The organism is Dialister sp. CAG:357, from assembly GCF_000435155.1.
Taxonomy (GTDB): Bacteria; Bacillota; Negativicutes; order Veillonellales; family Dialisteraceae; genus Dialister; species Dialister hominis.
Window position 1 is genome coordinate 1 of sequence record NZ_FR896397.1, and the last position, 13,341, is coordinate 13,341.

General features: G+C 42.8%; 12 protein-coding genes, 1 tRNA gene and 1 other RNA gene. All 14 read right to left on the bottom strand.

Features of this window, described 5'->3' with window-relative positions; all coding sequences use genetic code 11:
* Positions 1-112: 112 nt before the first annotated feature.
* Positions 113-460, bottom strand: an RNA gene (gene rnpB / locus M3200_RS03070) — RNase P RNA component class A.
* Positions 461-518: 58 nt separating this feature from the next.
* Entirely contained in the window at positions 519-1,328 is an 810-nt protein-coding gene (locus M3200_RS03075; RefSeq protein WP_022382071.1) for a Nif3-like dinuclear metal center hexameric protein, read from the bottom strand.
* On the bottom strand, positions 1,325-2,026 hold the full coding sequence (locus M3200_RS03080) for a tRNA (adenine(22)-N(1))-methyltransferase (protein WP_108849706.1): 702 nt from the start codon (positions 2,024-2,026) through the stop codon (positions 1,325-1,327). The genes M3200_RS03075 and M3200_RS03080 overlap by 4 nt, the downstream gene beginning before the upstream one ends.
* Before the next feature lie 49 nt (positions 2,027-2,075).
* Positions 2,076-2,152 (bottom strand) — tRNA-Ile (locus tag M3200_RS03085).
* 128 nt (positions 2,153-2,280) lie between these two features.
* Positions 2,281-3,426 carry an RNA polymerase sigma factor RpoD gene (gene rpoD, locus M3200_RS03090; RefSeq protein WP_108849705.1) on the bottom strand — a complete coding sequence of 382 codons (1,146 nt, stop codon included), beginning with the start codon at positions 3,424-3,426 and terminating at the stop codon, positions 2,281-2,283.
* Between the two features lie 104 nt (positions 3,427-3,530).
* The gene (gene dnaG / locus M3200_RS03095; RefSeq protein ID WP_022382074.1) at positions 3,531-5,315 is read right to left on the bottom strand and encodes a DNA primase; all 1,785 of its coding nucleotides are present in this window, start codon (positions 5,313-5,315) and stop codon (positions 3,531-3,533) included.
* A gap of 88 nt (positions 5,316-5,403) precedes the next feature.
* Positions 5,404-6,138: an ATP-grasp domain-containing protein gene (locus tag M3200_RS03100; RefSeq protein ID WP_022382075.1), complete on the bottom strand. Its 735-nt coding sequence runs from the start codon at positions 6,136-6,138 to the stop codon at positions 5,404-5,406.
* Between the two features lie 175 nt (positions 6,139-6,313).
* Complete coding sequence (locus M3200_RS03105; RefSeq protein ID WP_022382076.1) at positions 6,314-7,105, bottom strand: undecaprenyl-diphosphate phosphatase; 792 nt, start codon at positions 7,103-7,105, stop codon at positions 6,314-6,316.
* 18 nt (positions 7,106-7,123) lie between these two features.
* Positions 7,124-8,269, bottom strand: coding sequence for a hypothetical protein (locus M3200_RS03110; protein WP_022382077.1), 1,146 nt, complete (start codon positions 8,267-8,269; stop codon positions 7,124-7,126).
* 179 nt (positions 8,270-8,448) lie between these two features.
* Complete coding sequence (locus M3200_RS03115; RefSeq protein WP_022382078.1) at positions 8,449-9,618, bottom strand: pyridoxal phosphate-dependent aminotransferase; 1,170 nt, start codon at positions 9,616-9,618, stop codon at positions 8,449-8,451.
* A gap of 30 nt (positions 9,619-9,648) precedes the next feature.
* On the bottom strand, positions 9,649-10,086 hold the full coding sequence (locus M3200_RS03120; RefSeq protein ID WP_022382079.1) for a flavodoxin domain-containing protein: 438 nt from the start codon (positions 10,084-10,086) through the stop codon (positions 9,649-9,651).
* 130 nt (positions 10,087-10,216) lie between these two features.
* The gene (locus M3200_RS03125) at positions 10,217-10,645 is read right to left on the bottom strand and encodes a flavodoxin (protein ID WP_022382080.1); all 429 of its coding nucleotides are present in this window, start codon (positions 10,643-10,645) and stop codon (positions 10,217-10,219) included.
* Positions 10,646-10,796: 151 nt separating this feature from the next.
* A complete protein-coding gene (locus M3200_RS03130) occupies positions 10,797-11,498 on the bottom strand; it encodes a hypothetical protein (protein WP_022382081.1) in 702 nt (233 codons plus the stop codon).
* A gap of 20 nt (positions 11,499-11,518) precedes the next feature.
* Positions 11,519-13,192, bottom strand: coding sequence for a glutamine--tRNA ligase/YqeY domain fusion protein (locus tag M3200_RS03135; protein ID WP_022382082.1), 1,674 nt, complete (start codon positions 13,190-13,192; stop codon positions 11,519-11,521).
* Positions 13,193-13,341 lie beyond the last annotated feature (149 nt).

Here is a 13,341-nt window from a genome sequence, read left to right on the forward strand (position 1 = left end):
TATAAAAACAACACGAAATGTCCTATAAGCCAAATTTTATATGAGCTTATTACTCAAGATTCAAATAAAAAAGAGGCTGGAATCCAAAATGGTTTCCAGTCTCTTTTCATTTGCGGCGAGCATTCAATAAGCCGAGTTCTGTACCGCTTGCGCGGTGATGATTATCTTTCTAGGCAGTAAATTACTCTACTGCTCAAGCGACGCAACCCGGAAGGTCAGCGGGCAACCTCAACCCTTCCCTATTCGGTCTTGCTTCGGATGGGGTTTACCAAGCCAGCCGGTCTCCCGACTGCTGGTGCGCTCTTACCGCACCTTTCCACCCTTACCATCCTAAGATGGCGGTTTCCTTTTCTATGGCACTTTCCCTAGGGTCACCCCCGCCGGACGTTATCCGGCATCCTGCCCTGCGAAGCTCGGACTTTCCTCACGCCTTTCGGCCCGCAATCATCTTTCCTGCTCGTAGGAGTTAGTATATCATAAATATTTTCTTTATTCAAGAAAAGAAATGAGAAGCTTGATTATCCAATGTAGCTGAAAACATCTCTTGCGACAGGATCTTCCACAACTTCAATATCCCAGTTCTTCTCTTCAAATGATTGGCGCAGCCGGTTTGCAAGATTTTGGACAACAGGATGCTCTGTATAAAAATGGCCGCCATCAACCACGATAATATCACTAGCATAAGCCTCCTGCGCTTCATGGTACTTCAGATCCCCCGTCAGGAAAAGATCTGCGCCAAGCCTTTTTGCATCATGAATATATTCGCTTCCAGCTCCGCCAAGAATCGCGATTTTCTTCACATTTTTATTAATATCGCCGCTGTATCTGATAACGGGCATTTCCAGTTTTTCCCTGATATAGCTGACCGCTTCTTTTCCTGACATCACACGAGGGAGCATGCCGGTTCTGCCAAGAGAATCCGCATCAGATCCATTTTCAGCAGGGGCAAGTCCGGATACATCACTGAGGGATAATTTCTCTGCCAATACGTCATTGACTCCACCCCGGGCAATATCAAGATTTGTATGCGCTGCAAATGAAACAATCGATGACCGGATCAGTGTTTCAATGATCTTTCCACGATATGTGCCTAAATCAATTTCATGAAGAGATCTAAAGAGAAACGGATGATGCGAAATAATAAGATTGACGCCATTATCAGCAGCATAGGAAGCGTTTTCAGCCGTTAAATCCAAAGCGACCAATACCTTTTTTACAGGGGTATGTACGTTCCCAATCTGGAGCCCCGGGTGATCCCAGCTTTCTGCAAGACTCTGCGGTGCCCACGCGTTCATGATATTGATGATCTGCTTTGCTTCAATACTCATAACATTCCCTCCAAAAGTTCTCTTTCTTTCAATGCGATTTCTTTCTTTTTCCTGTTTCTATCATTCTGATTGTCATCAGAAATTGAATGAATGAGGATATCTCTCTTCTTAATCAGTTTTCTGATATGCATAGGGAAAAGCGGATCTTTTTTATAAGCTTCAGTCACGCCTACCTCTGCTTCAAACAAAGTAACTTCACATTCAGGTTCTCCAGGTACCACTTTCATAAGCTCGTACAGGCGCTGCCCTTCTATTGCCATTCTTTCTTCCTGAATCACAAAGCCATTGTTCATAAGAAAATACTTCAGATCAGCAACATGATTCTGGGGCTGCAGGACCAGCCAATGAAGGGCATGTGCTTTTTCCGGAGAATCCTTTAATATATCAATGATCATTAAGCCGCCCATACCGGCAATCGTTACACCATCCACCTCGCCAGTCGTTAACGGCTCGATTCCGGCTCCCAGTCTTATTTCTACACAATCTCCTCTGTTTTCTCTGATGATATGCTCTTTTGCTTTCACCAGAGGCCCCTTGTGTATATCACAAGCGACAGCATATGATATGCGTCCTTCTTCCAGCAAATGCAGGGGGAGATATGCATGATCCGTTCCTATATCTGCCATAATACGGCACTGCGGAACCAAATTTTCTACTTCCTGGAGCCTTGGGGTTAATTTCATTTTTCCTCTTATCATATTTATATAACAAAAAAGCTGAGCAAACGCTCAGCTTTATAAATTCTATTGGTGGGCCCACCAGGGCTCGAACCTGGGACCAGACGGTTATGAGCCGTCGGCTCTGACCAACTGAGCTATGGGCCCGCATCACCAACTTATGCTATTCTAACAGCTAAACCCGAATGAGTCAAGAGTTAAAGCCAGCCTAATTTCGTGAAGCCCGATAATCAGTTGTATCGATCCCTGAGAGCTGCATACAGCCCAGTTATGCCTTATTGATTGATCAATGTCTTTGCCGATTTTTTCAACTTAACCAGTGCCTTGCCCTCGATCTGGCGGATCCTCTCTCTTGTCACATCGAAGTATTTGCCTACTTCTTCGAGTGTCCTTGTCTTTCCGTCTTTCAGACCAAATCTCAATTCGAGTACCTGCCGCTCCCTGTCGGTAAGAGACTGCAGCAGTTCCTCTATCTGCTCGCGCAGCAAAATCGAGCCCGCTGCATCATCCGGTGCAACAGTTTCATGATCCTCTATGAAATCTCCCAAATGGGAATCTTCTTTTTCTCCAATCGGGGTCTCCAAAGAAATGGGATCCTGTGCTATCTTCTTTACTTCCCTGATCTTCTCAACGGAGATTCCCATAGCTTCTGCCAGTTCTTCATTCGTAGCCTCCCGGCCTTTTTCCTGAAGCAGCTGCCTGGATATCCTGTTCAGTTTGTTAATGGTTTCAACCATGTGAACAGGGACGCGGATAGTGCGCGCCTGATCTGCTATCGCTCTGGTTATCGCCTGTCTGATCCACCATGTCGCATAAGTTGAAAACTTATACCCTTTTGTATAATCAAATTTATCGACTGCTTTAAGAAGCCCTAAGTTGCCTTCCTGAATCAGGTCCAAAAACTGAAGACCCCGTCCCAGATATTTTTTTGCAATAGAGACCACAAGTCTGAGGTTTCTGTCAGCCAATTCCTTCTTGGCATCGTCAGCTTCCTTCTTATCCTCATCTGTTGCATCGGGAAGGCTTCCTTTTTCGACTTTCTTGGCCAGGACTATCTCTTCATCGCTGTCGAGCAGGCGCATCGAGCCGATTTCCTTTAAATACATTTTTACAGGATCATCAATGGCAACAGCACCTTCATGGCTTGGAGCCGCGCTGATTTTCTCAACTTCTTTTTTCTCAGAATTATCTTCTGAATCAAGCATTTCCAAATCCTCATCAGAAGCTTCTTCATCGAAGTTGATTTCTAAATGCTTTTTATGTAATTCTTCATATAATTCTGACAGTTCTTCTTCTCCTAAGTTATTATCGGAAATAATAGCGATAATATCCTTATTCGAAATAACCCCATTCTGAGATTTTTTCTGCAAATCTCCAATCCATTTCCCCATCTGTTTCGCTAGTTCTGTCATAATTGTCATCCCCCAAGCAGAAGACTTATTCTTCCGATCGACTAATTAAGCCCAATAATGAACTTGCATGTATAAATGTAATTTTGTATCAGTAAATAAGAATGGATTCATATTTATCTGAGCGACATGATTTCTTTGCTAAGCTGGATGCAGATCAGCTGCTCCTTCTTGGCCAGTTCCGGATCCGAACGCATCAGGGTCTGAACATTTTCAGTATGTTTTCTGTATTCATCCTGCAGGAAGATTCTGCGAAGAGGCAGGATATATTCCTCCCGGGGTACGAGCCCAGTCTGTTCTTCATTCATATGAAGGGCCGCCAGTTTCTCAATTTCTTCACGTGTGAGCCCAGCTTCAATCATGCCTATAGTAAAAGGCTGCCCGTTGAAGCTCTTGAGAAGATCATATAGTTTCTGATTGAATGGATCGCAGAACCGGTAGGAATCAAGTTCCTCCGCTTCCGACGGGAAAACCAGGTACTTGATGCAGTACTTCAGCAGACCATCCTCTAACAGCTTTCGCTTTTTTACAATGACGTCAGAGTCAATCTCCGGAAGTTCCTTTTGTGTTTTCTGGGATATATAAATATTAGAATGGTTCTTTTTGGCATAAGCTAATGCTTCGCTTCTTATCATTCCTTCATCCATGTGCATATTTCTGGCCATCTTGCGAATGAAAGAATTAAACTGGAATGTATCATTCTGTGCCAGCAATGTAGAAAACATTTCATCCAATATATGATGCTGTCCGTCTAAAGTTGCACTGTCATACTGCCTGCAGAGTGATCCAAACAAATAATCCAAAGCGGGTTCGGCCCTGTCTATTGCGGCAAGATAAGCTTCTCCCCCATGTGCATTAACAAATTCATCGGGATCTTTTCCATCGCCTAATTGGGCAACCCGAAGTTTCAAACCGACAGAGCCTGCAATTTCCAACGCTCGTTTCGTCGCATTCTGGCCGGCTGAATCCATATCATAACTAAAAACAATCTCGTCAGCGTATTTCTTAAGGAGTCTGGCTTGTTCGACGGTAAATGCCGTGCCTAATGATGCCACGGCATTGGTGATGCCATGAGAATGAAGTGATATGGCATCCATATAGCCCTCAACCATGATTGCCTGCCGTTTCTTCCTGATTTCCGGCAAAGCCTGATAGAGTGCAAACAAAAGCATCCTTTTGTTGAATATCGGTGTTTCCGGAGAATTCAGGTACTTAGGCTTGCTGTCATCCATGACACGACCGCCAAATGCAACTATGTTCCCTCTTATATTCAGGATAGGAAACATGCAACGGTTCCTGAAATAGTCAAAATAAGATCCATCTTTTACCCCGCACAGGCCTGCTTCAACCAGGATATTCCCCTCTATATGCTTTTTCGAGGTAAAATCATCATAAAGACGATGCCATTCATGAGGGGCAAAGCCAAGATGAAAATCCTCAATCGTTTTAGGTGTCAGATGTCTCTTTACAAAGTATTCAAGTCCAGGCTTTCCCATACGCGTCTTTGTAAGACAATTATGGAAGTAATCACCTGCCAGTCCAATGACAGAGTATAAACGTTTTCTGGATGATTCTCTTCTCTGTTCCTCCGGGCTTAATTCTTTAACAGGCAGTTCAATATTGGCAGAATCTGCCAATCGCTCAACCGCTTCATTAAAAGAGATATTCTCCATTTTCTCTAAAAAGGATATTACGTCCCCGCTGGCATGACAGCCAAAGCAGTAATAAAATCCCTTTTCGGGAGAAACAGAAAAAGAAGGGGTCTTCTCAGGACCATGAAAAGGACAAGAAGCAAAATAATATCTTCCCTTTTTCGTCAGTTCTACATAGGATCCTATAACATCTAAAATATTAACACTGTCCTTAAGACGTTGAAGGAATTCATTACTAAAACTTGCCATATTCCTTCTCCCTCCTGCTTAATTGATTATAGATTTTCTTAAGATCAGCTATTCATAAAGATAGCTTCATGCAAGGATCCGTTCTTTATCATTCAATATTTTCAGTTTTCCTGCATTTTGATAGTTCCTGCCACCTGGTCTTGAGTATATTCATGTAAATATCAGGACGCAGTCCGAAACTTGCCAGAGCGTATCCGTCACTGACCTCGACCAGGAGTGTCCTGCCGTCATCGGTAACGCCAAAATCCAGCGCATAGGCAGAAGGGGCTCCTTCATATCGATGAACGGCCTCTTCCATCACGGAAGGATCCGGGAAAACATCCCAGCGTCCTTTATAAGGTGTCAGTCCGGTTATGGTACCATTTAATACCCATAGGCGCCATTCAGATAAAAACTGAACCTTTACGCTGCACCAGACATCAATATCTTCAAGACCCCCGCCAAGCTTAATCAGATCTTCAGATTTATCGAGTACCGTTCCGTGAAATCTCTTTACATCCTCAATCGGCTTGACAAAGACATGCCAGCATTCAGGGTGGCTCGTTATAGTAAAAAGCGTGGATTTCCAGATTTTACGTCCGATAAATGATTTCAACTGCTCCGGATAATCCAGCGGGGCTGGTTTTATCCCCAGTTTTTCCAAAGCAACTTTGACATCTGAGAATGTACCGATAACCGGATCCATAGGATCATTATCTGTTATAGAATAAACTGCTTTATATTTTACAACCGGTATGTGCAAAGCTTCACAGCCGGCATAGGCATTATAGCAATTTGTATCATAGAATTCTCCGGTATGTTTTATACGGATGTAAGCCTTCATGGATTCTCCTCCATCTGGTAATAAGATACCTACTATCACATTTTTTATGATACCATTAAATTCATTTTTTTACCAGCCAATAGAATCATGTAATGTTTTTAGTCCCAAGAACCGTCTTGCTATTTTCCTCTTCCAAATGAAAAACTGCCTCTTCCGAGGCAGCTTCAAAGGGATTTTACCAGAAATAGATGAATGCCACAATTGCGACAAAAAATCTATAGACTGCAAATCCGGTAAGAGTTGAATTGTTCAGGAACTTCAGGAACCATAAGATAGAAGCATATGCAACTATAAATGCAGTAAAAAAGCCAACTGCCAGAATACCGAAATCACTTGTTTGTAAATATGGGATAACTTTGATTAAATCGAATGTACATGCAAGAAACATAAGAGGTACAGCCATAATAAAAGTAAAATCGGCTGCCGCTTTTCTGGATATGCCAAGCAGCAGGCTTCCGGCTATCGTACTTCCGCTCCTGGAAAATCCCGGCCAGAGAGAAAGACACTGGAAAAATCCGATTTTCAGTGCCTGTCTGGATGTAATCCGGTCGACATCAGTGACTGTAAATTTTTTCCTTTTCTTTTCTGCGAAAATCATAAAGACACCGCCAAGTACAAGGCCGATGATAACTGTATAAGGGCTGAAAAGCTTGTGCTTTATGAAATCATGGAATATAAGTCCCATAAGAGAGGCCGGAAACATTGAGATGGCAACATTCAATACAGAAGGCCCTCTCCGCCTGAACCAATGATGCGTATTCAGAATAAACTTAAATTTTTCTCTGTAAACAACCAATACGGACAAAATAGCACCAAGTTGAATAAAAACATCAAAAAGGTCTGCCAATGTACCCTCAAATCCCAGCATATGCCCAACGATAATCATATGTCCTGTAGAGGATACAGGTATATATTCTGTAAGGCCTTCTACGATGCCTACAACAACTGCGCAAAAATATTCATACACGATGATAATACCTCAAAATTATAACGACTGGTTTGACTGCTTAGTATACTGAGGGTTCTTAGCACACATAACGCTGTCCACCTTATCTTCCTTTATATAAACAGCAAAAATATTTTTTAAATCTTTCGAGAAATATATGTATATTACATAGTGTGTCCCATTTCTCAAATCAAGTTCAATTTTATCCGGTTTTCCATAAAGAAGTTCGGCAGTGGTAACATCATCCCCTTTTGACAGGCCCCTTGAAGTCAGCATCTGATTATCTGTTAAAAAGAGTGTCTCAATCAATTTGTTTTGTTTGGTAGCCTTGACGGTATAGCCTGAATAATACCACATTTCCTCGACCGCATTGGAAACCTTTTTCACCCAGTTTTCCTGATCATCAGAGGAAAGTGCATCTCCCAGTTTAAGTCCTGCTATATCAAAGTCATTTGCAGAAAGCGGAGACTTTGAACTCGGAACTGCGTACTCGGATGGCCGGATTTCATATGTGCCTGAATTTCCACGGCTAATGTCAATTGAACTAATAGTATCATTGTTGAGATTAAAAGCAAGTATATTATTTTCTTTTTTATATACCAGGCAAAATGAATCATCAAACTTTTTCCATAAAACTTTATCGGGCCTTCCGTACTTTCTAAGGACAGATTCCCTGTTCATACCGGCGGTAACCCCGCGTGCTGTTTTTATTGAATCTGATGTAATGACGATTTTTGAAATCCCTGTATGCTTGATTTGACTGCCTATGGAAAGATCTTTGCGGTTAACATATTTATTCAGGAAAGGTTTTAATGCCTCGACAGATATCCCCTTCCAATCATATTCATCATAAATCCCCCGACTTATAGCGCTGTCAGGATTATGGAGCTTTGCTTTGACTGAATCAACTGTGCTGTCTAATCCTATTCCATTTACGGAAAAATCAGCGTCAGACAGCATATCTGATTCAACTGGAATTAATGTATCATGATCCGTCTCCGATGATGTTTTATCAGAGCCTGAGCAGTCTTTCGAAGCTTCCTTATCATTAGGGGAATCCATATTCACCAAAGCCGCTCCCGCAGTTTGGTTATCAGCATCAGCCGGTTGAGCTGCCAAGACTGCCGGCGCACTCATTGCCAGAATAGCATAAGCCAAAAGAATTCCGCTTTTTAATTTATTCACAGTGCAGCCTCCTTTCTTTCTCCCAAGTCATTTACAAACATTATGCTTTTTGCAATTGATAAATGTCAAGGGCAAGCATTACACAGCTGCAATAAAAAAGAGAAGTATCACTTTTCTTGAAGTTAATACTTCTCTTCTTCAAAAACACTTGCCTCACAAGTCAGATGCTTTTTATGGACTTATTTTTTGTATTTGTCCACAAAATGTCCTATTCTCTTTAACGCTTCAGCAATATTTTCACGGCTTGCTGCATACGATATGCGGATATGATTTTCACCCTGATTGCCGAAACATGTACCCGGAACAACGCCTACTTTTTCTTCTTTCAGCAAGCGGTCGCAGAATTCATCGGCAGTCATTCCTGTGCAGCTGATATCCGGGAAAATATAGAATGCGCCCTTAGGCTTGAATACTGGAAGCCCTATTTTCGTAAGGCCTTCATAAACCATGTCCCTGCGGGCTTTGTATTCATCGTACATGGATTTGACATCAGCATCACATTCTCTTAATGCAGCAATAGCGCCATACTGGCTAGTTACGCTTGCGCAGAGAATCTCATACTGATGTACTTTATATACGTCTTCGAGGGATTCCCTTGGTCCGCAGACATAACCGATACGCAGTCCTGTCATGGCATAGGATTTCGAGAAACCATTCATGACAATCGTTCTTTCCCTCATGCCGGGCAGGGATGCAAAGCAGCAATGCTCGCCTTCATATGTCAGATCGCAGTAGATTTCATCCGAAATAACAATCAAATCATGCTTTTGGGCAAAGTCTGCAATCCCCAGCAATTCTTCTCTCTCCATGATGGTTCCTGTAGGATTGTTCGGATATCCGATGAGAATCGCTTTCGTCTTTGGTGTAACCTTTTTCTCAAGTTCATCAACGGTGAGTTTGAACTCATTTTCTGCGTAAGTCGGAACTAAGACAGTTTTCCCGCCTGCAATCGACACGCATGCCGGATAAGCCAGATAGGCCGGATCCGGTATCAGTACTTCATCTCCAGGATTGAGGAACGTGGTCATCACGAGTCCGATAGCTTCGGAAACACCGACAGTGACCATTACTTCATCCTGAGGATCATAATCCAGGCCATATCTATTCTTGAAGAGCTTTGCTATTTCTGTTCGAAGCTCAATAAGCCCCCAGTTGGAGGTGTAGGAAGTTTCTTTGCGTTTGAGGCTTTCAATACATGCATCGATGACCTTGTCCGGGGCAGAATAATCTGGTTCACCAACTCCCAGAGATATGACGTCTTTCATTGTACTTGCAAGGTCAAAAAATTTACGGATTCCAGAAAATGGAACATTTCTTACATTATCGGAAACTTTGTTATTCCAATCCATAAGCGGCTCTCTTTCTTTTCCTAAAACAGATTATCGGGTTCCTGCAACCTTTTTACCAAGATCTTCGCACTTTTTCAAGGATTCCTTATCCGGATATCCATAAGCCAAAAGAGGCTGGGCCGGGAATACAGCACCTGCGAAGTGTAATTCATTATACCACGAATTGAGCCAGGCGCCCCGGCTCCATCCGCATGATCCGAAAATCCCCATAATCTTGCCTTTTAAGAATGGTTTTAATTTCTCGCAGAATGGTTTCATCTGCTCTTCTTCTATGACTTCAACGCCCCAGGCAGAACACCCCAGAATAATATGGGAGTATTCTTTTCCGATTGTCTCGGGATCCACATCAGCCACTGGTGCCAGCAAAACATCTTCTACGACACTTTTAGCCCCAATAGAAACCGCTTCAGCCATTGCTTCTGTATTTCCTGTCGCTGAATAATAAATGACAGCTACTTTTTCACTCATATTTACATCTCCCTTTCACCAAAAACCGGAGATTTAAAAATCAAACCTGCAGCAGCCTTAAAACCAATAACTGACTGTAAAAAAGAAGCGTTCTAATAAGAACGCCTCTTTGTCTCTTTAATTGAAAAACTTACGCTTTAGCGACTGTTTCTCCCAGCTTCTTGCAAGCTTCCAGTGCTTCATCATCCGGATAGCTGTAAGCTTTAACCGGATCAGCAGCAAGTTTAACGCCTGCTTCATCCAGTCTGTTCTTCCAGTTTTCAATCCAGTCGCCCTGGTTCCATGCATAAGAGCCGAAAATACCTACGGTCTTATCCTTCAGCTGTGGAAGAATGTCTGCAAAGAACGGTTCGAATTCATATTCTTCAAGTTCTTCATTTCCCATTGCCGGGCAGCCCAGAATGATGTGATCGAAAGCTGCAACATCAGCAGCAGTTGTGTCACTTACAAAGCTCAATGTGGTTTCTGCACCTGCAGCTTTTGCACCTTCCTCAACAGCCTGAGCCATAGCTTCAGTGTTACCTGATCCAGACCAATAAATGATTGCTACTTTTGCCATTTTAATTCCTCCTATAAAAGATATATTTAAAATTAGTATTTCAAAATAGCCTATGTCTCTATATTACTTACTAAAGAACATATTGTCAATTTGACTTTATTAACATAACGCAAAATGTCCGCCAGATGCCCGGCTGCCTTTGAGCTTGCAATTATTCATATTCCGTCAGGGATGTACCCGCATGGCTCAGCATAGACTCAACATTCTTCCCGGGATATTTCCTGTGCATCACCATTTTCCTGAGCGCTTCAGTCACCTGTGCCTGGTCTGCATCCGAATTGATGATTCCCAGCGTCGTAAAATATCCATCACACTGAAGGATCACCTGATAAGCTTCATTGTAAACAATCCCCTGCTGCTTTGTCTTGATTACAAAGGAACCCGTCCAATAGGACTTCTTGCCGTTTTGAACTTTCACCAGAGGTGCTTTCCCGGAGAATACGGCTCCGTCAGCAATGAGTCTCTTATTCAGGTCTTCTGCAATGACATCCATCTGCTCCAAAGCTGAATCATTCTTATGGCTGATTTCGCCAATATCCAGCAGGTAAGGAATGCCGAGGCGGTGCGACATGGCCCATCCATAACTAAAATCCGGAGGGGCGCTGTATGTCATGGAATAATAATCACCGTCACTTGCCCCGCGTTTAATGAAGAAACGTTTGACTCCTCCATCGTTCATGAACGGGAGTGCTTCCTGAGCGCCCTTTGAGAATGTAATATTCTTTGGCACGCTCATGTCCCCTATGCCGCGAAGGCTTAATGTATCACTGGCAAATGCGGTAGAAGATAAGGACGCAAGAACAAGAAAGAGAGCGCTGGACAAAATCCATTTTATAAAATTACGACATTTCATAAAACTGCATCCCCCTGTAATTACTGCTTATTTTTAACCTTTGACCAGGTATCGCGCAGTCCGACAATCCTGTTGCATACCATATGATCTTCAGTAGTGTCCTGATCAATAATGAAATACCCCTTGCGGAGGAACTGGAAACGATCCCCAACATGATATTTGCTGATTTCAGGTTCAGCCTTGCTCTTCATGACAGTCAGGGAATGTGTATTTACTTTTTCCATGAAGTCTCTGCCGTCATCATGATCATCCGGCGAAATCAGATAGTCATAGAGTCTTGTCTCAACATCCACGGCTGTATCTGCGCAAACCCAGTGGAGTGTACCTTTCACCTTCCGGTCAGCGCCCGGGGTTCCGCTTCTGGTATCAAAATCAACCGTGCAATGTATTTCCTTGATGCTGCCGTCATCATTTTTGACAACATCCGTACATTTTACGATATAGGCTCCCTTGAGGCGTACTTCTTTCCCAGGAGACATTCTGAAGAATTTCTTGATCGGAGTTTCCATGAAATCTTCTGCTTCGATATATAAATTCCTGCCGAATGGCACCTTTCTGGAGCCCATGGATGGATCTTCCGGATTATTCTCTATATCGACATATTCAATCTTGTTTTCATCATAGTTGGTAAGTACCACTTTGACCGGATCGATGACGGTCATGATTCTCGGTACTTTCGCTTTTAAGTCCTCTCTGATGCAGTATTCAAGGAGAGAAATGTCAACTACGCTGTCTGCCTTAGCCACACCTATCAAATCACAGAACTTTTTAAGTGATTCCGGAGTATAACCTCTGCGTCTGATGCTGCTGATGGTAGGCATTCTCGGATCATCCCAGCCATTTACCAGCTTTGCTTCAACCATTTTTCTAAGTTTGCGTTTGCTGGTAATCATTGTGGTTACATTAAGACGGGCAAATTCAATCTGTCTCGGCTTTTCCTTGCCGTCATAAGCCTGAAGGCACCAGTTATATAAAGGTCTTCTTTCCTCAAATTCCAGTGTGCAGATAGAATGGGTTATATTTTCCAAAGCGTCCGAGAGCGGATGAGCGAAATCATATAACGGGTATATGCACCAGGTATCACCGGTTCTGTGATGCGTTGCTCTCAGAATTCGGTAAAGGACCGGATCCCTCATGACCATATTGGGCGAAGCCATATCGATTTTGGCACGCAGGCATTTTTCCCCGTCTTTATACTTGCCGTCACGCATCTCCTGGAAGAGTTTGAGGTTTTCTTCTACAGAACGATTTCTCCAGGGGCTTTCCGTTCCCGGATGTTCCAGATCTCCTCGCGTGTTATGGATCTCTTCGCTGGACTGGTCATCCACATAAGCGAGTCCCATGCGTATCAATTTGCAGGCAAATTCGTATAATTCCGGGAAGTAATCCGATGCATAGTGAACTGGTTCCTTCCACTGGAATCCAAGCCAGCGGATATCATTCAGGATAGAATTGACATATTCTTCATCTTCCTTGACCGGATTCGTATCATCAAAACGTACATTCGTTGCACCATGATACTTTTTCCCTAATCCAAAGTTCAAGAAGATGCTTTTAACATGTCCAATGTGAAGGTAACCATTAGGTTCCGGTGGAAATCTTGTCAGTACCCTTCCACCTTCATACACGTTATTTTCAATGTCTTTATTGATTTCAGCTTCAATGAAATTTGACGATTCACGTTTTTCTTCCATTTATATTCTCCTTCGTGATGATGTACAAATGAATCAATTGCATTTTTATTATTTTAGCACATTAGCACCGCTTTATAAAAGACAGCAAAACGCGAACTTCCTCAGCAGGCAATACGGGTGTGTCAAGAGTTTTGTGTAAATCGATTCAA

What these genes read in the sequence shown, in the direction of transcription:
- rpoD (WP_108849705.1), bottom strand. Translation starts at nt 3,426, where the DNA reads ATGACAATTATGACAGAACTAGCGAAACAGATGGGGAAATGGATTGGA.
- M3200_RS03135 (WP_022382082.1), bottom strand. Translation starts at nt 13,192, where the DNA reads ATGGAAGAAAAACGTGAATCGTCAAATTTCATTGAAGCTGAAATCAAT.
- M3200_RS03125 (WP_022382080.1), bottom strand. Translation starts at nt 10,645, where the DNA reads ATGGCAAAAGTAGCAATCATTTATTGGTCTGGATCAGGTAACACTGAA.
- M3200_RS03120 (WP_022382079.1), bottom strand. Translation starts at nt 10,086, where the DNA reads ATGAGTGAAAAAGTAGCTGTCATTTATTATTCAGCGACAGGAAATACA.
- M3200_RS03115 (WP_022382078.1), bottom strand. Translation starts at nt 9,618, where the DNA reads ATGGATTGGAATAACAAAGTTTCCGATAATGTAAGAAATGTTCCATTT.
- M3200_RS03100 (WP_022382075.1), bottom strand. Translation starts at nt 6,138, where the DNA reads ATGAAGGCTTACATCCGTATAAAACATACCGGAGAATTCTATGATACA.
- M3200_RS03080 (WP_108849706.1), bottom strand. Translation starts at nt 2,026, where the DNA reads ATGATAAGAGGAAAAATGAAATTAACCCCAAGGCTCCAGGAAGTAGAA.
- M3200_RS03130 (WP_022382081.1), bottom strand. Translation starts at nt 11,498, where the DNA reads ATGAAATGTCGTAATTTTATAAAATGGATTTTGTCCAGCGCTCTCTTT.
- dnaG (WP_022382074.1), bottom strand. Translation starts at nt 5,315, where the DNA reads ATGGCAAGTTTTAGTAATGAATTCCTTCAACGTCTTAAGGACAGTGTT.
- M3200_RS03075 (WP_022382071.1), bottom strand. Translation starts at nt 1,328, where the DNA reads ATGAGTATTGAAGCAAAGCAGATCATCAATATCATGAACGCGTGGGCA.